A 20,347-nucleotide genomic window follows, 5' to 3' on the forward strand; every position below is an offset into this window, starting at 1 on the left:
GCATGGGGTGGCGATGGCACGTCCCGCATCTTCCGCCGCTTCCCGGCCGCCACGCTGTGCGCGTCCGAACCCGTCCGGAACAAAGCGCGTTCGAGCCTCAACTTCCTCAACTTCCGCGGTGCACCATGACTGACGCTTCCCCGGCCGAGCGCCCGCTCGCCTTTCACCACACGCCGGGGAAGGGACCGACGATCGTGTTCCTGCCGGGCTATGCGTCCGACATGACCGGCAGCAAGGCGCTGGCGATCGAGGCCTGGGCCAAGGCCGAGGGGCGGGCGTTCGTCCGCTTCGACTATGGCGGCTGCGGGCAGAGCCCCGGCGCGTTCGAGGAGCAGACGCTGACGCTGTGGCGCGACGATGCGCTCGCCATCATCGACTATGCGGTCGAAGGCCCGGTGGTGCTGGTCGGATCGTCGATGGGCGGGTGGATCATGCTGCTCGCCGCGGGCGACCGGCCGGAGCGGGTGGTGGGCCTCGTCGGCATCGCGCCGGCGCCGGACTTCACCGACTGGGGCTTCACGCCCGAAGAGAAGATGACGATGCTGACGCAGGGACGGCTGGAGAAGCCGTCGCCCTATTCGGAGCAGCCCACCGTCACCACCCGCGCCTTCTGGAGCTCGGGCGAGGCCAATCGGCTGATGCACGGCACGATCCCGATCGACCTGCCGGTGCGGCTGATCCAGGGGCAGGCGGATACCGACGTGCCCTATGCGCGCACTCTCTACCTCGCCGGGCTGCTGCGTTCAGCCGACGTGCAGACGCTGCTCGTCAAGGATGGCGACCACCGCCTGTCCCGGCCGCAGGACATCGCCCTGATCCTGCGCGCGATCGAAGATTTGATCCCCGCCTGATGCTCCTGCCGCTGCTGCTCCTCGCCCAGACCGCACCCGCTGCCGCTCCGGCCGCGGGTCCGCCCACGCCCCGGCGCGGGGATCGCTATGCCGAATGCATCGACCAGGCGCGGCGCGATCCGGCAGCGGCCGTGCGCGGCGCCACGGCGTGGCAGCAGGCCGGCGGCGGCTTCCTCGCGCAGCAGTGCCTGGGAATCGCCCACACGACGCAGCGGCGCTGGGACGCGGCGGCGGCAGCGTTCGAGGCCGCGGCGCGCACGGCGGAGGCGGCCCGGGACGCGCGCTCGGGAAGCTTCTGGGCGCAGGCCGGCAATGCCTGGCTGGCGGCAGGCGACCCGGCAAAGGCGCAGGCGGCACTCGACGCCGCGCTGATCGGCGGCACGCTGGACGGGCTCGACCTGGGGGAGGCGCATCTCGACCGTGCGCGCACACTGGTGGCGGCGGGCCGGCAGGGCGAGGCGCGCGCCGATCTCGACCGTGCGCTCGCGCTGGCGGGCGACGATCCGCTTGCCTGGCTGCTGTCGGCGACGCTGGCGCGGCGCACCGGCGACCTGCTGCGCGCGCGCAAGGACATCGGCCGCGCGCTGGCGCTTTCGCCGGACGACGCCTCGGTCCAGCTGGAGGCGGGCAACATCGCCGCGGTGGAAGGCAATGAGACGGCGGCGCGCAACGCCTGGGAGGCAGCGGTGCGGGTCGCGCCCGGCACCGGCCCCGCCCAGGCGGCGGCCGATGCCCTGGCGGCCCTGGGTGGCGGCGCTCAGTCGAGGTAGAAATCGACCGTGGTGACGACGCGGACCTTCTTGAAGGGCGTGTCGGCGACGCCATAGCCCGCCTGCTCGCCGTCGCGTGCCTCGACCGAGAAATAGCCCTGGGTCGCGCTCTTGATGCCGCCGACGCCGGTGTCGCTGTCCTTGGCGAACTGCTCGGCGGCGGCGCGCGCGTCGCGGGTCGCCTCGGCCACCATCGCGGGCTTGATGTCGTTGAGCCTGGTGAAGCTGTAGCTGATGCCCGAGCCTTCCTGGAGGACGACGCCCTGGCGCACGAGGTCGAACTGCCGGGCGACCGCCCGACGGGCGCGGGCGATGTCGGTGGTGCGCAGTTGCAGCCGCTGGCTGACCGTCACCGTCTGCACGCCGTTCATATAGGTCTGGCTGACGCCCGCGCCGGCGGGGGCGAGTGCCTCGGCGGGGAAGCCGAGGCTTGCGAAGAAGCGGCGGATGCTTTGGGTGTCGCGGTCGATGTCCGCCTGCACCTCGGCGAGGTCGAGGCCCTGCTTGGAATAGTTGAGCGTCCACACCGCCAGGTCGGCGGTGACGTTGCGCTCGGCGAGGCCGCGGACCGTCACCGACCGATCGGCATGGTGGGCGCGCACCAGCCCGTTGCCGAGCAGATAGCCGCCCAGGATCATGCCCAATGCCAGGATTGCCGCTGCGACGAGCAGCGCCGTGCTGCGATCCTTGGTGCTGCCGGTTTCCATTGCGGGTTCCTCCCCCATATAGCCGGAGCCTATCGTGCCGGTGGCACGATGAACAACTGCTGATGACGAACGGGAAGCCCCTGCCATGAAGTATCTGCACACCATGATCCGCGTGACCGACCCGGAGGCGACGATCCGCTTCTTCAACGTGCTGGGGCTCACCGAAACCCGCCGCATCGAGAACGAGCAGGGCCGCTTCACGCTGATCTTCCTGGCCGCCGACGAGGACAGCAACGGCCCGGGCAAGCGTGCCGAGGCGGAAGTGGAACTCACCTACAACTGGGATCCGGAGGACTATGGCGAGGGCCGCAACTTCGGCCACCTCGCCTACCGCGTCGAGAACGTCTACGAGACCTGCCAGCGGCTGATGGACGCGGGCGTGACGATCAACCGCCCGCCGCGCGACGGCAACATGGCCTTCATCCGCACCCCCGACAACATCTCGATCGAGCTGCTGCAGGCGGGCGACCCGCTGCCGCCGGCCGAGCCCTGGGCGTCGATGCCGAACACGGGCCGCTGGTAATGGCCGCGGCGGCGCCTGCGCTCGAGGTCGTCCGGCTGCCGGCGCTGTCGGACAACTACGTCTGGCTGCTCCACGATCCCGCTTCTGGCGAGACGGTGGTGGTCGACCCGGCGGAGGCGCCGCCGGTGCTCGACGCGCTCGCGGAGCGTGGGTGGAGCCTCACCGCGATCTGGAACACCCACTGGCATGGCGACCACACCGGCGGGAATGCCGGGCTGAAGGAAGCGATGGGCGTGCCGGTGTTCGCGCCGGCGGCGGAGGCGGCGAAGATCCCGACGCTCGACCACGGACTTGCCGAGGGCGATACGGTTCGCATCGGCGAGCATGGTGCGACGGTGCTGGAGGTGCCGGCGCATACCGCCGGGCACATCGCCTTCCACTTCGCCGACGATGCGCTGCTGTTCAGCGGCGACATGCTGTTTGCGATGGGGGCGGGGCGGCTGTTCGAGGGGACGGCGGCGCAGATGTATGCCGCCATGCGCCGGTTCGAGGCGCTGCCGGACGCGACCCAGGTGTTCTGCGGCCACGAATATACTCAGTCGAACGGCGGCTATGCGCTGGCGGCGGAGCCGGGCAACGCCGCGATCGCCGAGCGGATGGTCGAGGTCGACCGGCTGCGGGCTGCCGGCGAGCCCACGGTACCGACGACGATCGGCCTGGAGCGCGCAACCAATCCCTTCCTGCGTGCGTCCTCGCCAGAGGAGCTTGCCGCACGCCGGCAGGCGAAGGACAGTTTCCGCGGATAGCGCGCCGGAGACTCGCGCCAGGGTGGAGAGGAGACAGGGCATGAGCCGTTGGACGTTGATGCTGGCAGCGACGGTGCTGCTGGGAGGCTGCGCCACCGCCGCCGACGAGGCGAAGCGCCAGGCTGCGGACGAGCGGGAGCTGGCGGAGACGCTGGAGGGCTATACCCCCGGCCGCACGCTCGACTGCATCGATGCGACCTTTGCCGGGGGGCCGCAACTGGTGGGCGACTCGCTGGTCTATCGGCCCACCGGGGGCACCCTGTACCGGAACGTGGTGGCGCCCAATTGTCCCGGATTTCGCGGCGACCAGATCGTGGTGGCCGAGCTCTATGGCTCGCGCATCTGCCGCAACGACCGCTTCCGGCTGGTGCAGCGGGGCGGAGGGAGCATCCCGTCCGGCTATTGCCGGTTCGGCCCGTTCGTCGAGTATAAGAAGGACCGCTGAGCGCCGGTCCGCCGGGGAGGCGGACCGGCACCCGCTTACAGCACGTAGCGGCTGAGATCGGTGTTGCGGGCGACACCGGCGAGCTGCTTCTCCACATAGGCGGCATCGACCACCAGCGTTTCGCCGCGACGATCCTCGGCGTCGAAGCTCACCTCCTCCAGCAGCTTTTCCATAACCGTCTGGAGGCGGCGGGCGCCGATGTTCTCGACCTCGCCGTTCACTTCGGCGGCGATGCGGGCGATCGCGCGGATCGCGTCGGGGGTGAAGTCCACCGTGACGCCTTCGGTCTCGATCAGCGCCTTGTACTGCTGCGGCAACGACGCCTTGGTGTCCGACAGGATCGCGACGAAATCGTCCTCGGTGAGCCCCTTCAGCTCCACCCGGATCGGTAGGCGGCCCTGGAGCTCGGGCAGGAGGTCGCTCGGCTTGGCGACATGGAACGCGCCCGAGGCGATGAAGAGGATGTGGTCGGTCTTCATCGGGCCGTACTTGGTGGCGACCGTCGTGCCCTCGATCAGCGGCAGGAGGTCGCGCTGCACGCCCTCACGGCTGACGGAGCCGCCGCGCACGTCCGAGACCGCGATCTTGTCGATCTCGTCCAGGAAGACGATGCCGTTCGCCTCCGCATCCGCCAGCGCGGTGCGGCTGACCTCGTCCTGGTCGAGGCGCTTGTCGGCCTCTTCCTCGACGAGCTTTTCCCAGGCGGCGGGGACGGTCAGCTTGCGGCGCTTCATCTGGCCGCCGCCGAACGCCTTGCCCATCATCTCCGACAGGTTGATCATCTGCGGTGCGCCGCCGGGGATCTCGAACGGCATCGAGGGCTGTGCCTCCAGCTCGATCTCGATCTCCTTGTCGTTCAAATGGCCGTCGGCCATGCGCTGGCGGAACGCCTCGCGCGTGGCCTCGCTGGCGCCCTTGCCGGTGAGGGCGTCGAGCAAGCGGGCCATAGCGGCTTCCTCGGCCTTGTCCTTGACGGCCAGGCGGCGGCGTTCCTTTTCGAGCCGGATCGCTTCCTCGACCAGGTCGCGGGCGATCTGCTCGACGTCGCGGCCGACATAGCCGACCTCGGTGAACTTGGTCGCCTCTACCTTCACGAAGGGAGCGTCGGCGAGCTTGGCCAGGCGGCGGCTGATCTCGGTCTTGCCGCAGCCGGTCGGGCCGATCATCAGGATGTTCTTGGGACTGACCTCGTCGCGCAGCTCGGGGGCGAGCTGCTGGCGGCGCCAGCGGTTGCGCAGCGCGACCGCGACCGCGCGCTTGGCGTCCTTCTGCCCGATGATGTGCGCGTCGAGCGCGGCGACGATCGCCTTGGGGGTGAGAGTGTCGTTCATGGGTTCGCTTCTCAAGCCGCCACCCTCCAGCGGAGGGCGGGGTGGGGATGTTCGTAAGGCAGCGCGCGGTCAGGCCGTGGGCAGGCTTTCCACGGTCAGCCGGTCGTTGGTGTAGACGCACAGCTCGCCGGCGATTTTCATCGCCTTGCGGCAGACGGTCTCGGCATCCTGCTCATATTCGTCCAGCGCGCGGGCGGCGGCGAGGGCGAAGTTGCCGCCCGAACCGATCGCGGCGATGCCGCCTTCCGGCTCCAGCACGTCGCCGTTGCCCGTCACCACCAAGGTCACTTCCTTGTCGGCGACGATCAGCATCGCCTCCAGGTTGCGCAGGAACTTGTCGGTGCGCCAGTCCTTGGCGAGCTCCACCGCCGCGCGCAGCAGCTGGCCCTGGTGCCGCTCGAGCTTGGCTTCGAGCCGCTCGAACAGGGTGAAGGCGTCGGCGGTCGCGCCGGCGAAGCCCGCGATCACGCTGCCGTCGCCCAGCGGGCGCACCTTGCGGGCGTTGGGCTTCATCACCGTCGGTCCCTGGGAGACCTGGCCATCGCCTGCGATGACGACGCGGCCGTTCTTGCGCACGGAAAGGATTGTGGTGCCGTGCCACACCATGTCGTTGCTCATGGGCGGCATGTGGGGACCGGGGTGCGGGGTTGCAATCGGGCCGGGTGGAGATCGTTTCGGGAGCGCTTTGGTCGTGCTGCGGTGCGGAAGGTTAGGCTAAGGTTAGGCCAAGAACGGGGCGTGTCTTCGGCCGGAAGAGGCGCAAGAGCCGCAGCGGTGGCGCGTGGTACCCTGGGCCCCGGCCTTCGCCGGGGTACGAAGAAGGGAAGACGCTTCCACCCGGGTACCCCGGCCTCCGCCGGGGTACGGGGGTCGGATCGGGGCGGGTCAGCGTTCCACCCCCTTGGCCTTTCCCCAGGCGCGGGCGGCGGTGTAGCCCAGGTAGCCGGTGCCGAAGAGGGCGTAGAGCTCTTCCGGAATGCCGCGCAGATAGGCGGTCATGCCGCGGGCGACCGCTTCGGCGAGGTCGGGGCGGAAGGCCGAGAGGATGCCCATCGGGATCGACCACAGCAGCAGCGCGTACATGACGTAGAGGAAGCTGGGCCGGGCGCGGCTGGTCCAGGGGTCGTCGGACTGCGCCTCCGCGACGATGGCGGAGAGCTGGATGCGGGTCGCCTCCAGCTCGCGCAGGTTTTCCAGCTTCAGCAGCTCCAGCTTGGCCGCGTCGCGCGCCTTGGCGTCGGGAATGATGCGGTCGAGCAGCCCCGCGATCGGGCCGACTACGCCGTCGATGATGCTCATGTGCCTGTCCTTTCGAGTGTCGGACGGTGGAAGTTGAGGAAGTTGAGGCGCGATCAGCCGAGCCGGTTGGCGAGCCAGCCGTAGAGGAACGCCTCATTTGCCGGACGCTGCTCCGCGAGGTCGAGGTAGCGGGCGCCCTGGAGCGCGTCGCAGGCCTTCACCAGCACCGCTTCGCCGAGCGTCCCGCGGCTGGCGAGAAAGGCGTCCAGGGCAGCCAGCGTCGCCGGGCCGATCGCGCCGTCCACGCGCAGATCGGCATAGTCGGTGGCGCCGCGGTTGAGTGCGTTCAGCGCGCGCTGGAGGAAGCCCGTCGCCACCTTCGGCCCCATGTTGATGCCGGTGTCGAAGAGTTCGGCGGCGAGGTCGGGCGCGCGGGCGGCGACGTCGGCGAAGCGCGGGCGCTCCCAATAGAGGCGGCGGTAGAGGTCGGCGGCGACACTGCGCGGCAGCGTGCGCATCGGCCCGTCATAGCCGTTGCGGCGCGCCACCGCCTCCGTCAGCCCCCAGCGGGTCGGCCCGCCGCGATCGGCCGGGTGGTCCACGAACCCGCCCTCGCGCGCGATCACTTCGTCAATCAACGTTTCGATGGTCATCACATCCTCCTGTGCAAGCAGGATGATGAACCATATGGGTTCGAATTAGGAAAGCTTGTCGGCTCGATCTGGATCGGCGGTTTGCCTCTAAAGGAAAGGTGCAGGGGCACCTTGACGAATCAACTACATCTGTAGTCAATGGTGGCGGCTCGGTACACGTTCCGCATCGGAGCGGTGGGGCTGCACGGAGGGGATGCCATGTTGCGAGCGTCAAATGCGTTGGGACGGGCCCTGCTGTCGGCGATGTCCTTGCTCATGGCCCCGGCCGGCGCCTGGGCTCGTGAGGATGCCGCGACGCCGGGATTGCCGGAAACGGGCGAGATCACCCTCTATCAGTCGCCGGACCGCGTCCTCGTCATGATGCGGGTCGCCGATGGGGATCTGATCCCGATGGTCTTCGATACGGGTTCGGACGGCGCCACGATCGAGCAGAATCTGGCCAAGCGCCTTCGGATGAAGAAGATCGGCCAGGTCCAGGCGCTCGACGGGACCACGGGCAAGACCGAGCTGCTGCCCCAGGTCTCGATCCCCGATGCCACAGTCGGCGGGCTGAAGGTGGGGGCGATCGAAGCGGCAGCATTCGCCTATGATCGCAACGACGCGATGGGGATCCTCTCGTCCGAGATGTTCACCCGGAGCCTGTTGTACCTGGACCTTGCCAACGATCGCGCGCTTCTCGTGCCGCGCATGAATACGCCGGCCTCTGCGGGAGCGCCCACGGACTATGTGGAGGGGATCCCCACGGTGCCGATCGTCCTGCCCGACGGCAGCACGCTGCCGGCGCATTTCGACACCGGCTACAACGCCGCGCTGAGCCTGCCCACGTCGATGATGAACAAGGTGCCGCTGTTCGAACCGGCGAAGATCGTCGGCAGCTTCAAGTCGATCAACACCGAAGGCCCGGTCTACGGCGGCCGGGTCCGCGGGACGATCAAGATCGGCCCGGTGACGCTGGAAAACCCGGACGTGTCTTTCCTGGGCGATCTGGCGAACATCGGCTTGCCGATCATCCGCCAGGTCACGCTGGTGATCGATGCGGCGGCGGACCGCGCCTGGGTTCTCCCGGCCGGTGCGACGCCCGGGCCGGCGCAGTAGGGACAGCCGGCGGAGCGAAGAACGACAAGCGGGTCGGGATGCGCTAGGCGGTGCTTCCACACATCGCCAGGGAGGCGGCCATGCAGATTGCGGTTCTGACGTTCGACGGGTTCAACGAACTGGATTCGTTCGTCGCGGCCGCGATCCTGAACCGGATGAAGGCACAGGGCTGGGCGGCGCACATCACCTGCCCGACCGAGCAGGTCACGTCCATGAACGGGGTCACCATCCAGCGCCAGAAGCCGCTGGCGTTCGCGGCCGAAGCGGACGCGGTTCTGATCGGCAGCGGCATCCGCACGCGCGAGATCGCCGCGGACGCCGACCTGGTCGGCCAGATCCGGCTAGACCCGGCGCGCCAGCTCATCGGCGCGCAATGCTCGGGGACGCTGCTGCTCGCCAAGCTGGGGCTGGTCGGCGACCTGCCGGCGTGCACCGACCTCACCACCAAGTCCTGGGTGATCGAGGCCGGGGTGCGGGTGATCGACGCACCGTTCGTGGCGCATGGCAATGTGGCGACGGCGGGCGGGTGCCTCGCCTCGCAATATCTCGCCGCCTGGATGATCGCGCGCGGGGCGTCGCTGGGTCATGCGGAGGCGGCGATCCACTATGTCGCGCCGGTGGGCGAGAAGGCGCCCTATGTGGAGCGTGCGCTGGCGGTGGTGGCGCCGTTCGTGGACGCGGCGCCGGCGGCCGTCGCGGCCTGACCCGGCTTTACGCGAACCAGGTCACCACCAGCGTCACCGTGCACAGGAAGGTGACGAGCGTGGTCGCCCAGCCGAGGAAGTTGGTCCAGCGGCCGTTGGTGCGCGCGCCCACCACCGTGCGGCTGTTGGTGAGCAGCATCATCAGCAGCAGGAGCGGGGGCACGGAGAAGCCCTGGACGACGCCCGACCAGACCAGCATCTTCATCGGATTGAGGCCGAGGAAGTTCATCGCGACGGCAAGGGCCGTGACGATGCCGATGATCGCGTAGAAGAGCTTGTTGTGGCTGGGCGCGTCGTGGAGGCTGCCCTCACGCCCGATGCCCTGCACCACGTCATAGGCGGCGCCCGTGGTCATGATCGGCACCGCCAGGAAGCCGACGCCGACGACGCCCGCGGCGAAGAGGTACTTCGCGCCCTCGCCCGCGAGCGGCTCCAGCGCGGCGGCGGCCTGGGCGGCGCTGTCGATCTCGGTCTGGCCGGCGGGATGCAGGGTGAGGCCGGTCGACAGGATGATGAAATAGAGGATCAGGTTGGAGAAGATCATCCCGATCAGCACGTCGTGGCTGGTCCGCTTCATCTCCCGCCGGGTCGCGCCCTTGCGCTGCCACAGGCGCCGGCGGCCGATCGCGATCTGCTCCTCCACCTCCTGGTTCGACTGCCAGGTGTAGACATAGGCCGACAGCGAGGTGCCGATGCAGGCGACCACCAGCGCGACGAATTCGGAGCTGAATGTGATGCTGGGCAGGAAGGTCGCGCGCAGGATCTCCAGCGGATCGGGCCGCGCGAGGATGGCGGCGGCTACATAGGCGAATAGGACCAGCGCCAGCCAGCGGAAGACCCGGCGGATCAGCGTGTAGGAGCCGAAATACTGGACGGCGAAGATGACGAGGGCGGTGCCCACGACGATGAGCGGCACGGGGACGGGCACGAGCAGGTTGAGCGCGGCGCCGATGCCGCCTAGGTCCGCCGCCGCCTCGATGATGTTGCCCAGGAAGGCGAGCGTCACCATCGGGTAGAGCACCCAGCGCGGGAACTGGTCGCGGATGCAGGCGAACAGCCCCTTGCCATAGACCTGGCCGATCTTCGCCGACAGATAGGTGACGACGTACATCATCGGCAGCAGGACCGGGGCGATCCAGAGGAAGCCCAGGCCGAAGCGCGCGCCGGCACTGGCATAGGTGCCAATGGCGGAGGGGTCGTCGTCCGCGGCCCCCGTCACCACCCCGGCGCCGACCAGCTTCATCATACCCGCGGGGGGCGGAGGCGCATGGACCTGGGTATCGGCCTCGAGCGGCTCGCGGATGGGGTCGATCACCTTCGCCTCGTCTGTGTCTGGCGAGCGTCAACCGTTCAGCACGGTCGGGGTTCACCGCAGGAGGCGAGAAAGGCACCGGGATCGGAGGGACGCTCCGATCCCGGCGGTGGGCATCAGCCGCGCGGCTTCAGCATGCCATGCATGCCGAGCCAATTGGAGAAGGCGGTGAACCAGCCGGTGCTGGTGGTGCTCTTCTGGTACATGCCGAAGCCGTGGCCCCCCTGTTCATAGAGGTGGAACTCGACGGGGCGCTTGGCGGCCTTCCAGCTTTCGATCAGGCCGAAGCCGCTGTTGGCGAAGAAAGGATCGTCGGCGGCGAGCGCCACGAACATCGGCGGCGCGTCGGCAGGGACGGTCACTTCCGACAGCGGGCCGTAGATGAGGCCGATGAAGGCGGGTTTGGTTTCCTGCGCCGTGAGGGTGGTGGCGAGGGTGAGCATCGCACCGGCGGAGAAGCCGACCATGCCGACGCGGTCGCGGTCGATGCGCCATTCGGGCGCGCGCGCGCGGATCAGCGCGAAGGCGGCGCGGGCATCGGCGATCTGCGGGGCGAGGGCGGCCATCGCGTCCGCGGGGTTCGGCCGGGGCGGGCGCGCCGCGGTGGCCGAGAACATCTCCGCCATCGAGCGCTCGAACGCAGGCATGTCCGCCGGCGTCTGGTTGAGGCGATATTTCAGGACGAAGGCAGCGACGCCCTGGGCGGCAAGCGCGCGGGCGACGTCCCAGCCCTCGTTCTCCATCGACAGGGTGCGGAAGCCGCCGCCCGGGGTCACGATCACGGCAGCACCGGTCGCCTTCGCCGGATCGGGGAGGAAGGGGGTGAGCGTCGCCTCCGTCACGTTGCGGGCGAAGACGCTGTTGTACTGGCTGTGCCAGGATTCCTTGGCCTTGGCGCCGGGCAGCGGGCCGGTCTTGAGCGGGATCGCATCGGGCTGCGCCGGGATGGGGATCGGGGTCATCCGGTCCTCCTGCGCCTGGGCCGGCGCCGCGAGCAGGCAGGCGGCGGCGAGCGCCACCGCGGCCGGTCGCAGGTACGCACGGCCGATGGCGCGCGCCCAATGGGTGTTCCTCGTTGTCGTCATGGTATCCCTCTCCCTGTTATGGACGTGCGATCAAGCTTTCGTCCGGGCGGGACAGGTCAGCGTTGCATCGGGAGAAGAACAGCGGTGCTGCCGGAACTCTGATGCGAAACTCAGTTGTTTATTGTGGATGTTGGGATTTACTCTCAACTTCCACGAACTTGCCTGTACTCGCCCGGATTCGCTCCTGAACTTGTCCCGGGCATCGTACAGGCAAGGCGAGGGATGCCAAGTCGCGGGCGGTTCCTTTTGTCGAACCGCCCGTGAGGCCGTGGGCGTCAGGCGCCGGGGACGGGAAGCGGCTGGACGGCGTCCGCCTCGAAGCTGCCGATCGGGTAGGCGCAATAGTCGGCGGCGTAATAGGCGCTGGGGCGGTGGTTGCCCGAAGCGCCGAGCCCGCCGAACGGCATGTTGGCGGCGGCGCCCGTCGTGGGCCGGTTGCGGTTGACGATGCCCGCGCGCGACGCGTCGAGGAACGCCTGCCACTGCGCAGGGTCGCTGCTGACGAGGCCGGCGGAGAGGCCGAAGGCGGTGGCGTTGGCGGCGGTGATCGCGGCCTGGAAATCGGGAACGCGGGTGACCTGGAGCACGGGCGCGAACACCTCCGCATCGGGCACCGGGACGCCGGTCACGTCGAGGATCGAAGAGGTGACAAAGGCGTCGCTGCGCCCCGCGACGCGTTCGAACGGGCGGATCGTGCGCGCGCCGGCGGCGACGAGGCGATCGACCGCGGCATGCGCGCCGCTGGCGGCGGCGGCGGAGACCAGCGGGCCCATGAAGGCGTCGCCTTCCTCGTCCCAGGCGGCGATGCGGATGCGGGCGGTGAGCGCGTCGAGCGCGTCGACGATGGCGTCGCCCATCGCGCCCTGCGGCACGATCAGCCGGCGGGCGCAGGAGCAGCGCTGGCCGGTGGTGACAAAGGCCGAGTGGACGATGATCGAGGCGGCTTCCTCGGGCGAATCCCAGACGATCAGCGGGTTGTTGCCGCCGAGCTCGAGCGCGAGGATGAGGTGCGGGCGGTCGATGGTCGCCCGCTTGAGCGCGGCGCCGGCCCCGGCCGAGCCGGTGAACAAGAGCCCGTCGATGTCGCAGGCGACCAGCGCCTCGCCGGTCTCGCGCGCGCCCTGGACGCAGTTGAGCACGCCCGCGGGCAGCCCGGTCTTTTCCCACAGCGCGACCATGTGCGCGCCGACGGCGGGGGTGACCTCGGACGGCTTGAACACGATCGTGTTGCCGGCGAGCAGGGCGGGGACGATGTGGCCGTTGGGGAGATGGCCGGGGAAGTTGTACGGCCCGAGCACGGCCATGACGCCATGGGCACGGTGGCGCAGCACGGCGCGACCGAAGGCGGTTTCGCTCGCGCGCTCGCCGGCGCGCTCGGCCTGGGCGGCGATCGAGACGGCGACCTTGCCGATCATCGAGCCGACCTCTGCGCGGGTTTCCCACAGCAGCTTGCCGGTCTCGCGCGAGAGGAGCGCGGCGAACGCCTCGCGATCCGCCTCCAGCACCTCGGCATAGCGGCGGACGACGGCGATGCGGTCCTCCAGGGGCGTGTTGCGCCAGGCCGGGAGCGCGGCGCGGGCGCGGGCGACGGCGGCTTCGCACTCCGCGGGGGTTGCGGCGGCGCCTTCCCAGACGGTGGCACCGGAGGCGGGATCGATCGAGCGGAACAGGGTCATGGGGCACTCATCCGGATCAGGTCGCCTTCTCGCAGGCGGAGCGCGTCGGCGGTGGCAGGGGCGATCACCAGCGCGGCGCCATCGGCACGCGCGGGCGCGCGGGCGGCGCGGAAATCGACGACGGCGGCGGTGGAGAGCAGCGCGGGCGCCGCATCCGCCACCTCGCCGACCGCCAGGCGGAAGGTCCGGCCGCTGCGCACGGTCGCCAGCGTGTCGCGCGCGCAGGTGACGGTCGGGCCGCCGTCGAAGATGTCGACCAGCCCGGAACGCTCGAAGCCCTCCCGCTCCAGCAGCGCCAGCGCCGCTTCGCCGTCGCGGTGGACGCGGCCGATGGCGTCGGAGGCGGCGCGGTCGATCAACTCGACATAGATGGGGTGGCGGGGCGCCAGGTCCAGGATGAACTGGCCATCGGTGGCGGTGACCATATGGTCGGCCTGTTCAAAGGGTAGGCGGTAGAATTTGCTCGAGACCCCCTCCCAGAAGGGCGAGGTGTCGTCGGCGTCGAACCAGCCGCGCAGTTCCGCCATCACCGTGTGCGAGAAGCGGATCGGTTCGGCGCCGATCAGCATGTAGCGGGCGCGCGCGAGCAGACTGCCGGCGCCGTCGCCGCGCAGCCGCGGGTGGACGAACAGCGAGCCGACCTCGGTCCAGCCGCCGCATTCGTTGACCAGCACCAGCGCCTGGTGATCGAAGCGGGTGCGGGCCGCCGGCGAATATTGGGCGAGGGTGACGATGCGGAAGGAGAAGTGCGGGCGGGTGAGCCCCACGGCCGCGCGCACCCCAGCGACGCCGAGCACCTCGCCCGTGTCGCTTTCCTCCAGCATCAGCGTGTACCAGGCCTCTGCCGGGGCGACGGTGCCGGCGAAGCTCTCCTCCGCCAGCGCCAGTCGTTCGGCGAGCACGTCGTCATTTTCGGGCAGGCTGGTGAAGCCGCGGCCGGACAGGACCGCGAGTTCCTTCAACGCAATCAAATCCGCCGGTCCGGCGGGTCGTACCACCAGCATCAGGCCGCCTGTGCCACCTGTGCTCGGACGGTCTCGCAGGCAAGCGCGAGCCGGGTCACCGCCTCCGCCGCCTCTTCATGGCTGAGGGTGAGCGGGGGCAGCAGGCGCACGCAATTTTCGCCGCCGCCGGCGACCAGCAGGCCGTGGTCGCGCGCAATCCCCATGAACTCGCGGTTGTTGGGGATCATGCGCAGGCCGATCAGCAGGCCCTTGCCGCGCACGTCCTGGATCACGTCCGGATAGCGGGCGGCGAGGTCGACCAGCTGGCGCCGCAGATCCTCGGCCACATCGCGGGCGTGGGCGAGGGTGTCGGGATGGGAAATCTCGTCGAATGCGGCGAGCGCGACGGCCATGGCGAGCGGGCTGCCGCCGAAGGTGGTGCCGTGGACCCCGGCGACCATGCCGCTGGCGGCGTCTGCGATGGCGAGGCAGGCAGCGACGGGATAGCCGCCGCCAAGCGCCTTTGCGACGCACATGATGTCGGGCTCGGCACCCTCGAACCACTGGTGCGCGAACAGGCGGCCGGTGCGACCCATACCGCTCTGCACCTCGTCATAGATGAGGAGGACACCGTGCGCGGTGCACAGGCGGCGCAGCTCGGTGAGCCATTCGCCGGTGAGCGCGCGGGCGCCACCTTCGCCCTGCACGGGCTCCACGATCACGGCGGCGGTGGTGGGGCGGGCGATCGCTTCGGCCAGACCGGCTGCGTCGTCGAGGGTGAGCTGGACATAGCCCGGCAGGCGCGGGCCGAAGCCTTCCGTGTAGGACGGGTTTCCGGCGGCGTTGATCGCGCCATAGGTGCGGCCGTGGAAGGAGCCGGCGAAACCGATCACGTCGATCCGCTCCGGCGCGCCCTTGGCATAGTGATAGCGGCGCGCGGTCTTGAGCGCGCATTCGACGCTTTCGGTGCCGGTGCTGGCGAAGAAGACCACGTCGGCGAAGGTGGCGGCGGTCAGCCGCTCCGCGAGCGCTTCCTGGCCGGGCACGCGAAAGATGTTGGAGACGTGCCAGAGCGTGTTCGCCTGCTCGGTGAGCGCGGCGACGAGCTTGGGGTGGGCGTGGCCGAGCGCGTTGGTGGCGATGCCGGCGACGCAGTCGAGATACTGGCGACCCTCGGTATCCCACAGCCAGGCGCCCTGGCCGCGCGCGACCGAAAGCGGTGCGCGATTATAGACGCCCATGAGGTGGTCGGTCATGCCCTGTCTCCTTGAACGGGATCGTGGAAGTCCACCCGGCCGACGGGCACGGGGGCGAGGAGGCGCTGGACGGCGCCGGAAAGACTGCGCACGGGTTCCGGCACCAGTTCGGTGTACCAGGCGGCGTTGGAGGGCCCGATGCCGTGTTCGGCGCTGAAGCTGCCGCCATATTCCCCAACCACCGCGCGGAAGACGGTGGCGCGGGCGGCCTCCGCCACGGCGGGGTCGAAGGGGCCGGCTTCGGGTGGCCACACCAGGTTGAAGTGGAGCCCGCCGTCGCCGATGTGGCCGAAGTCGTGGAGGCGCAGCTGCGGCGCGACCGCCTCCACCCGTGCGGCCACGTCGCGGCGAAAACGCATGACGTCCCCGCGTCGGAGCGCGATGTCGCAGGCGACGACTTTGCCCGAGGCGCGCAGTCCCTCCGGCACGGCGTGGCGGATCGCCCACAGATCGTCGCGGCGATCGAGCATCGCATCGACGACCGCACCGCGCTCCATCCAGGGGGCGAGGGTGTCTCCGAGGCGCTCCTCCAGCCATTCGACGTCGAAGGCGGCACCGGCGGAAAGCTCGACCAGCACGGCATAGGCGGGGCGCTTGCCGGCGAAGGGATCGCGCAGGCGCGGGACATGGGTGAGGGCGGCGTCGAGCGCGGGGGCGGAAATGCCCTCGAACGCGGTGAGCAGCGTCCCGAAGCTGGCTTCGAGTGCGAGCAGGAGGTCAACGGCGGTCTCGTCGCGGTCGAGCGCGAGCATCGCGGTGACGCGGGTGGAGGCGAGCGGCGAGAGCGCGAGGGTGGCGCGGGTGACGACGCCGAGCGCACCCGAGCTGCCGACGAGCAGCTGCTTGAGGTCGATGCCGGTGTTGTTCTTCCACAAGGGCGCGCCGAGCTGAAGCACGCGGGGCTCGGCCTCCGATGTCACCACCTCGAGTGCGAGCAGGTTGCGGCGGACGTCGCCGTAGCGCAGCAGCCGCGCGCCGCCGGTGTTGGCGGCGATCATGCCGCCGATCGACGGGTCCGCGCCGAGATCGATCGGGAAGCTCAGGCTATGCGGCAGGGCGGCGGCGTTTAGCGCGGAGAGGCGCACGCCGGCGTCGACCTCAGCAGTGCGGTTGACGGGATCGATCGCGGGTGCGCGGGCAAGCCGGTCGAGGTTGAGGACGAGCAGGTCCGCCTCCGCTCCGGGGATGCCGGCGGCGACCAGGCCGGTGCGGGCGCCCTGCGGCACCACGCGCACGCCGGCGGCATGGGCGGCGCGCAGCACGGCCGCGATCTCCTGCGCAGAGGCCGGACGCACTACGCCGAGCGGCTGGCCGGTGACGCCGCGGCCGTCGCTCGCATAGCCGGCGAGGTCGCCCGGGTCGGTCAGCAGGTGGGCGGGGCCGACCGCGTCGCGAAGTGCCCGGGCGAGCGCGTCGTTCATGCGGCCCGGGTCATGGCGAAGATGCCGGTCGCGTTGGCGCTGTCGAACGCGAGGTCGAGGCTGCCGTCGTCCTTCGCGTGACGGGTGATGAACTCGTAGAAGGAGCCCGGCACGGTGCGGCGGATTTGCTGGCCGTCCGCATCGACGAACAGGCGCTCGACGGGATCGGCGCGGAACGCGGTCTGGCGGACGCGGCCGCTCGCCGAGATTTCAACGCGCTCCTTGATCGGCCAGCCGCCGTTGCGGAGGGTATCGGACAGCGCCTCGACATCGGCGACGCGGTCGGTGGCGTGGTTGAAGGCGTTGCCCTCGGTCGCGATCCAGGCGGCTTCGCCGGACTGGGCGAGCAGTGCTTCATAGTCGGCGACGGTGACGTCCCCGTGCTGGCGATCGAAGGCGGCGGCGATGCGCGGCAGCGCGGGCTCGGCATCGGCATAGGCGACTGCGCCATCACGGGCGAAGCCGTCGAGCACGGCGACATCGGCGGGCGTGAGCGGATCGATGGAGGTGCCGAACACGCGGGCAGCAGCCTCGGCAAAACCGTCGTCGAAGCGCTCGACGTGCAGCTCGCTCACGAAATACTGCGGGATCGCCTCGGGCAGGTCGCGGTGGGAATAGGCGTGGCCGGTCATCTTGAGTGCCGGCAGCGGGTAGAGGCTGGCGACGGCATAGCCGAGCGGTTCGAGGATGCGGGCGAAGGCGTCCTGGCCGGCGGGAAGCGCGCCGGTCGGCCCTTCCGGAAAGCGGATGGTGCGGAGCGCACCATGGTCGAACAGGATGTGCTCGCCGGCGGCGCGGCGGTCTGCGACGTAGCGGGCGCCGCTTGGCACGCGCGCGAGGAGGTCGTCGAACAACACGGTCGCGAGCGCCATGGCGAAGACAGCGCGGGGTACGCGATCACCGGTGACCTCGGCCATTTCGGCCGGGATGACGAGGGCGTCGAACGCCGCCTCGGTGCGATCGCCCAGCACGTTGCGGACCAGCCGCGCCAGCACGCTATCATTCTCAATGCGCATGAACGTTCCTCGCTCAGACCAAGTGTTCATCTCTAAGGCGAGGGCGTGCTAGCGCAAACGCAAAGGAGTCATTTGCTGATGAGCGACGGGAATGAAGGGCGCCGGCTGCTGCCGCCGATGGCCGCGCTGAACAGCTTTGCGGCGGCGGCGCGGCTGGGCGGTTTCTCGCGCGCGGGCGAGGCGGTGGGGCTGACCCAGAGCGCGGTCAGCCGGCAGGTGGCGCTGCTGGAGGAATGGGTGCAGGCGCCGCTGTTCGACCGGGCTGGACGGCGGGTGACGCTGAACGCGCAGGGGCGCGCCTATGCCGCGGAGATTGCGCCGGCGCTGGAGCGTATCCGGCGGGCGACGGCGCGGGTTGCGGGCGGGCGGCCGACCAACACGCTCGACGTCGCGACGCTGCCGAGCTTCGGCATGCGCTGGCTGGCGCCGCGGCTGCCGCGGCTGACGGCGCGCCACCCGGAGCTGGTGGTGAACCTGGCGGCGCGCACCTATCCGCTGGAGATGGTGGAGGAGCGGTTCGATGCCGCGATTGACTTCGGCCGGCCGGCGTGGCCGGGGATGGTGCACGAGCTGCTGTTCCGCGAGGCGGCGATTCCGGTGTGCGCGCCCGCATGGCTGGAGAAGAACCCGATCCGGCAGCCGGCCGACTTCCTGGGCAAGCCGCTGCTGTTCCAGACGTCGCGCCGGGGGGCGTGGGACCAGTGGCTGCGGGTGGCGGGCGTGGAGGCGCCGCCGGTGCCGTCGGGACCCAGCTTCGAGCATTTCCTGATGCTGGCGCAGGCGGCCGCGGCCGGAGCGGGGGCGGCGCTGGTGCCGAGCTTCCTGATCGGGCCGGAGCTGGAAAGCGGCAGCCTGGTGTGTCCGCTCTCGATCCCGCTCACCAGCGACGACGCCTATTATCTGGTGCGGCCCGAAGGCGTGGAGAACCCGGCGCTGGCGCGGTTCTGCGACTGGATCGTGGAGGAGGCGCGGGGGGCCGTAGCGGCGTGAGGGAGACTTTCGCCGAAGCGGTTCGGTGTATCCCCGCGCAGGCGGGGATCCAGGGTCCGGCAGGGCAACGGGGGTTGGTGCGTGGGGCCCTGGACTCCCGCCTTCGCGGGAGCACGGGTGCTATGCCGGGCAGCGTCAGCGCTGGAGCTTGGTCGCGAGGATGACGGAGGAGGTGGTGCGCTCGACGCCCTCCAGCTCGCCGATCGCGTCGAGCAGGTCGTTGAGGCGGTTGACGTGGGGCGCTTCGACGATGGCGATCAGGTCGTATTCGCCCGAGATCGCGTAGAGGCCGGCGACCTCGGGCATGGTGACGAGCCGGTCCTGGGTGGCGTGGGTCGCCTTGGGGAACAGCTTGATCATGACATGGGCACGGATCAGGCGCCGGTCGTAATCCTCGCCCAGACGCACGGTGTAGCCGAGGATCGTTCCCTCCCGCTCCAGCCGCTCGATGCTGCTGTAGACGGCGGTGCGCGAGACGCCGAGCGCCGCCGCCAGTTCGGAGACGTTGCGCCGGGCGTCCTCGCGCAGGAGCGCGAGGAGCTGCGGGTCGATTTCCTCGGGCCGCATGGTCAGCGCGGGCCGGGTGCGTCGCGCAGCACGCCCCGCTCGACGCGGGCGATGCCCTCGAAGGCGGGGGCGGTGACGGCCAGGCGATCGAGGTCGAGCACGCTGTCGGGGCCGATGCCGGTCACGCGGACGCCAGCCCAGTCGAGCGGCTGGCCCGGCTGGAGGGTGGGGCGGGTGGTCGGCTGGACCAGCCACCCGTGGCCGCCGGGCGGCGACAGCAGCTGGGCGGTGCCGTCCGCCTCCACGCAGAGCGCGGCGCCCTCATCGACGCCGAGGCCGACGGCCTTCGGGTCCTTCTGTCGCGCCTTGGCGACGAAGGCGAACAGGCGGCCGAGCCGGTCGCGGCGGGCGAAGTGCGTGTCGGTGACGACATGGGCGAGGCGCGGCATGTGGAGGAAGCCGGTCACCAGCGTGACGGCGGGGCCGGCGGGGTCGGCGAGCGCTTCCTGGCTGTCGATGCTGCCGCCGTCCATCGCCCCATAGGCGGTGCCGCCCAGGATCGCGAGGCCGGCGCTGGTGCCGCCGATCGGGCGCCCCTTGCGGACATGGGCGTCGAGCGCACGGGCGACGGGCGTGTCCTTCCAGAAGCGGACGTAGTTGGCCTGGTCGCCGCCTGCGATGAAGATGCCGTCGGCGCGCGCCAGGATGTCGAGCACGCGCGCGTCGCTGGCGGCGACCCGGCTGCGGAAGACGAGCGTCTGGACCGAGGCGACGCCGCCGACCTGGTTGAAGATCTCCTCGCCGGCCTCACCCTCTCCCGAGGCGCGCAGCACGACGATGTGGCCGTGGCCGGCGCGCTCGGCGAACCAGCGGAAGGCGCGATAGTCCCAGTCGCCGCCGCCGACCAGCATCAGCGCGGGCGCGGTGGCCGCGGGCGTCTTCGCGCTCCGGTCGCCAATTTCATAATAGCTGTAGCCGCCAGGTGCCGCCCAGGCGGACGCCGGCAGCAGCAGTGCCAGCAGCGCGAATGCGATCCGGGACCATGCCCCCCACGCCCCGCTTTTCAATTCGTTCGC

22 protein-coding genes are annotated in these 20,347 nt (G+C 70.3%); 8 read left to right on the top strand and 14 right to left on the bottom strand.

The features are described 5' to 3' along the window. Positions 1-125: 125 nt before the first annotated feature. Complete coding sequence (locus EO081_RS01140) at positions 126-851, top strand: alpha/beta hydrolase family protein (RefSeq protein WP_129340129.1); 726 nt, start codon at positions 126-128, stop codon at positions 849-851. Beyond that, positions 851-1,621 carry a tetratricopeptide repeat protein gene (locus EO081_RS01145; RefSeq protein WP_129340130.1) on the top strand — a complete coding sequence of 257 codons (771 nt, stop codon included), beginning with the start codon at positions 851-853 and terminating at the stop codon, positions 1,619-1,621. The genes EO081_RS01140 and EO081_RS01145 overlap by 1 nt, the downstream gene beginning before the upstream one ends. Here the strand turns inward: EO081_RS01145 and EO081_RS01150 are convergent. Next, positions 1,609-2,328, bottom strand: a complete 720-nt coding sequence (locus EO081_RS01150) for an SIMPL domain-containing protein (RefSeq protein ID WP_129340131.1) — start codon at positions 2,326-2,328, stop codon at positions 1,609-1,611. The genes EO081_RS01145 and EO081_RS01150 overlap by 13 nt on opposite strands. 85 nt (positions 2,329-2,413) lie before the next feature. Between EO081_RS01150 and EO081_RS01155 the strand changes: the two genes are divergently transcribed. From EO081_RS01155 to EO081_RS01165, 3 genes are read left to right on the top strand one after another with little or no spacing between them, the layout of a single operon-like run. Further along, on the top strand, positions 2,414-2,851 hold the full coding sequence (locus EO081_RS01155) for a VOC family protein (RefSeq protein WP_129340132.1): 438 nt from the start codon (positions 2,414-2,416) through the stop codon (positions 2,849-2,851). Next, on the top strand, positions 2,851-3,597 hold the full coding sequence (gene gloB, locus EO081_RS01160) for a hydroxyacylglutathione hydrolase (RefSeq protein ID WP_129340133.1): 747 nt from the start codon (positions 2,851-2,853) through the stop codon (positions 3,595-3,597). The genes EO081_RS01155 and gloB overlap by 1 nt, the downstream gene beginning before the upstream one ends. A gap of 40 nt (positions 3,598-3,637) precedes the next feature. Continuing rightward, positions 3,638-4,042 carry a hypothetical protein gene (locus tag EO081_RS01165; protein WP_129340134.1) on the top strand — a complete coding sequence of 135 codons (405 nt, stop codon included), beginning with the start codon at positions 3,638-3,640 and terminating at the stop codon, positions 4,040-4,042. A 35-nt stretch (positions 4,043-4,077) separates the two neighbouring features. Here EO081_RS01165 and hslU read toward each other — a convergent pair whose 3' ends face one another. The 4 genes from hslU to EO081_RS01185 form a co-directional block, all read right to left on the bottom strand. Continuing rightward, positions 4,078-5,373, bottom strand: coding sequence for an ATP-dependent protease ATPase subunit HslU (gene hslU / locus EO081_RS01170; protein ID WP_129340135.1), 1,296 nt, complete (start codon positions 5,371-5,373; stop codon positions 4,078-4,080). A 69-nt stretch (positions 5,374-5,442) separates the two neighbouring features. Then, positions 5,443-5,991: an ATP-dependent protease subunit HslV gene (gene hslV, locus EO081_RS01175; protein WP_125961617.1), complete on the bottom strand. Its 549-nt coding sequence runs from the start codon at positions 5,989-5,991 to the stop codon at positions 5,443-5,445. A gap of 267 nt (positions 5,992-6,258) precedes the next feature. Beyond that, a complete protein-coding gene (locus tag EO081_RS01180; protein WP_129340136.1) occupies positions 6,259-6,672 on the bottom strand; it encodes a holin family protein in 414 nt (137 codons plus the stop codon). A 53-nt stretch (positions 6,673-6,725) separates the two neighbouring features. Continuing rightward, a complete protein-coding gene (locus EO081_RS01185) occupies positions 6,726-7,265 on the bottom strand; it encodes a glycoside hydrolase family 108 protein (RefSeq protein WP_129340137.1) in 540 nt (179 codons plus the stop codon). Positions 7,266-7,508: 243 nt separating this feature from the next. Here EO081_RS01185 and EO081_RS01190 point away from each other — a divergent pair, with 243 nt between their 5' ends. Both EO081_RS01190 and EO081_RS01195 read left to right on the top strand, forming a co-directional pair. Further along, positions 7,509-8,360 (top strand): aspartyl protease family protein, encoded by an 852-nt coding sequence (locus tag EO081_RS01190; RefSeq protein WP_165284423.1) that lies wholly within the window; start codon positions 7,509-7,511, stop codon positions 8,358-8,360. Between the two features lie 80 nt (positions 8,361-8,440). Continuing rightward, positions 8,441-9,064, top strand: a complete 624-nt coding sequence (locus EO081_RS01195) for a DJ-1/PfpI family protein (RefSeq protein ID WP_129340139.1) — start codon at positions 8,441-8,443, stop codon at positions 9,062-9,064. A gap of 7 nt (positions 9,065-9,071) precedes the next feature. Here the strand turns inward: EO081_RS01195 and EO081_RS01200 are convergent, their stop codons facing one another. The 7 genes from EO081_RS01200 to EO081_RS01230 all read right to left on the bottom strand — a co-directional run bounded on the left by EO081_RS01200 (position 9,072) and on the right by EO081_RS01230 (position 17,774). Next, positions 9,072-10,379, bottom strand: coding sequence for an Nramp family divalent metal transporter (locus tag EO081_RS01200; RefSeq protein WP_240697497.1), 1,308 nt, complete (start codon positions 10,377-10,379; stop codon positions 9,072-9,074). A gap of 113 nt (positions 10,380-10,492) precedes the next feature. Next, positions 10,493-11,461, bottom strand: coding sequence for an alpha/beta hydrolase (locus tag EO081_RS01205; protein WP_129340140.1), 969 nt, complete (start codon positions 11,459-11,461; stop codon positions 10,493-10,495). Positions 11,462-11,736: 275 nt separating this feature from the next. Then, complete coding sequence (astD, locus tag EO081_RS01210; protein ID WP_129340141.1) at positions 11,737-13,137, bottom strand: succinylglutamate-semialdehyde dehydrogenase; 1,401 nt, start codon at positions 13,135-13,137, stop codon at positions 11,737-11,739. Continuing rightward, the gene (locus tag EO081_RS01215; RefSeq protein ID WP_129340142.1) at positions 13,134-14,141 is read right to left on the bottom strand and encodes an arginine N-succinyltransferase; all 1,008 of its coding nucleotides are present in this window, start codon (positions 14,139-14,141) and stop codon (positions 13,134-13,136) included. The genes astD and EO081_RS01215 overlap by 4 nt, the downstream gene beginning before the upstream one ends. Next, positions 14,141-15,337 carry an aspartate aminotransferase family protein gene (locus tag EO081_RS01220; RefSeq protein WP_206364334.1) on the bottom strand — a complete coding sequence of 399 codons (1,197 nt, stop codon included), beginning with the start codon at positions 15,335-15,337 and terminating at the stop codon, positions 14,141-14,143. Before EO081_RS01220 ends, EO081_RS01215 begins: the two co-directional genes overlap by 1 nt. Continuing rightward, complete coding sequence (locus EO081_RS01225; RefSeq protein ID WP_129340143.1) at positions 15,334-16,758, bottom strand: FAD-binding oxidoreductase; 1,425 nt, start codon at positions 16,756-16,758, stop codon at positions 15,334-15,336. The genes EO081_RS01220 and EO081_RS01225 overlap by 4 nt, the downstream gene beginning before the upstream one ends. Further along, complete coding sequence (locus tag EO081_RS01230; protein WP_129340144.1) at positions 16,755-17,774, bottom strand: 2-oxoadipate dioxygenase/decarboxylase family protein; 1,020 nt, start codon at positions 17,772-17,774, stop codon at positions 16,755-16,757. Before EO081_RS01230 ends, EO081_RS01225 begins: the two co-directional genes overlap by 4 nt. A gap of 78 nt (positions 17,775-17,852) precedes the next feature. Between EO081_RS01230 and EO081_RS01235 the strand changes: the two genes are divergently transcribed. Continuing rightward, positions 17,853-18,764 (top strand): LysR substrate-binding domain-containing protein, encoded by a 912-nt coding sequence (locus tag EO081_RS01235; protein ID WP_129340145.1) that lies wholly within the window; start codon positions 17,853-17,855, stop codon positions 18,762-18,764. 135 nt (positions 18,765-18,899) lie between these two features. Here EO081_RS01235 and EO081_RS01240 read toward each other — a convergent pair whose 3' ends face one another. Further along, positions 18,900-19,331, bottom strand: a complete 432-nt coding sequence (locus EO081_RS01240; protein WP_125959929.1) for an Lrp/AsnC family transcriptional regulator — start codon at positions 19,329-19,331, stop codon at positions 18,900-18,902. Between the two features lie 2 nt (positions 19,332-19,333). Then, positions 19,334-20,338, bottom strand: a complete 1,005-nt coding sequence (locus tag EO081_RS01245; RefSeq protein ID WP_240697498.1) for a cyanophycinase — start codon at positions 20,336-20,338, stop codon at positions 19,334-19,336. Between the last annotated feature and the right edge of the window lie 9 nt (positions 20,339-20,347).

The organism is Sphingomonas desiccabilis, assembly GCF_004135605.1.
In the GTDB taxonomy this organism is placed as follows: domain Bacteria; phylum Pseudomonadota; class Alphaproteobacteria; order Sphingomonadales; family Sphingomonadaceae; genus Sphingomonas; species Sphingomonas desiccabilis.

Bases quoted from the DNA above. Each gene is read 5' to 3' on its own strand.
- EO081_RS01140 (WP_129340129.1), top strand. From the start codon at position 126: ATGACTGACGCTTCCCCGGCCGAGCGCCCGCTCGCCTTTCACCACACG.
- EO081_RS01145 (WP_129340130.1), top strand. From the start codon at position 851: ATGCTCCTGCCGCTGCTGCTCCTCGCCCAGACCGCACCCGCTGCCGCT.
- EO081_RS01150 (WP_129340131.1), bottom strand. From the start codon at position 2,328: ATGGAAACCGGCAGCACCAAGGATCGCAGCACGGCGCTGCTCGTCGCA.
- EO081_RS01155 (WP_129340132.1), top strand. From the start codon at position 2,414: ATGAAGTATCTGCACACCATGATCCGCGTGACCGACCCGGAGGCGACG.
- gloB (WP_129340133.1), top strand. From the start codon at position 2,851: ATGGCCGCGGCGGCGCCTGCGCTCGAGGTCGTCCGGCTGCCGGCGCTG.
- EO081_RS01165 (WP_129340134.1), top strand. From the start codon at position 3,638: ATGAGCCGTTGGACGTTGATGCTGGCAGCGACGGTGCTGCTGGGAGGC.
- hslU (WP_129340135.1), bottom strand. From the start codon at position 5,373: ATGAACGACACTCTCACCCCCAAGGCGATCGTCGCCGCGCTCGACGCG.
- hslV (WP_125961617.1), bottom strand. From the start codon at position 5,991: ATGAGCAACGACATGGTGTGGCACGGCACCACAATCCTTTCCGTGCGC.
- EO081_RS01180 (WP_129340136.1), bottom strand. From the start codon at position 6,672: ATGAGCATCATCGACGGCGTAGTCGGCCCGATCGCGGGGCTGCTCGAC.
- EO081_RS01185 (WP_129340137.1), bottom strand. From the start codon at position 7,265: ATGACCATCGAAACGTTGATTGACGAAGTGATCGCGCGCGAGGGCGGG.
- EO081_RS01190 (WP_165284423.1), top strand. From the start codon at position 7,509: ATGTCCTTGCTCATGGCCCCGGCCGGCGCCTGGGCTCGTGAGGATGCC.
- EO081_RS01195 (WP_129340139.1), top strand. From the start codon at position 8,441: ATGCAGATTGCGGTTCTGACGTTCGACGGGTTCAACGAACTGGATTCG.
- EO081_RS01205 (WP_129340140.1), bottom strand. From the start codon at position 11,461: ATGACGACAACGAGGAACACCCATTGGGCGCGCGCCATCGGCCGTGCG.
- astD (WP_129340141.1), bottom strand. From the start codon at position 13,137: ATGACCCTGTTCCGCTCGATCGATCCCGCCTCCGGTGCCACCGTCTGG.
- EO081_RS01215 (WP_129340142.1), bottom strand. From the start codon at position 14,141: ATGCTGGTGGTACGACCCGCCGGACCGGCGGATTTGATTGCGTTGAAG.
- EO081_RS01220 (WP_206364334.1), bottom strand. From the start codon at position 15,337: ATGACCGACCACCTCATGGGCGTCTATAATCGCGCACCGCTTTCGGTC.
- EO081_RS01225 (WP_129340143.1), bottom strand. From the start codon at position 16,758: ATGAACGACGCGCTCGCCCGGGCACTTCGCGACGCGGTCGGCCCCGCC.
- EO081_RS01230 (WP_129340144.1), bottom strand. From the start codon at position 17,774: ATGCGCATTGAGAATGATAGCGTGCTGGCGCGGCTGGTCCGCAACGTG.
- EO081_RS01235 (WP_129340145.1), top strand. From the start codon at position 17,853: ATGAGCGACGGGAATGAAGGGCGCCGGCTGCTGCCGCCGATGGCCGCG.
- EO081_RS01240 (WP_125959929.1), bottom strand. From the start codon at position 19,331: ATGCGGCCCGAGGAAATCGACCCGCAGCTCCTCGCGCTCCTGCGCGAG.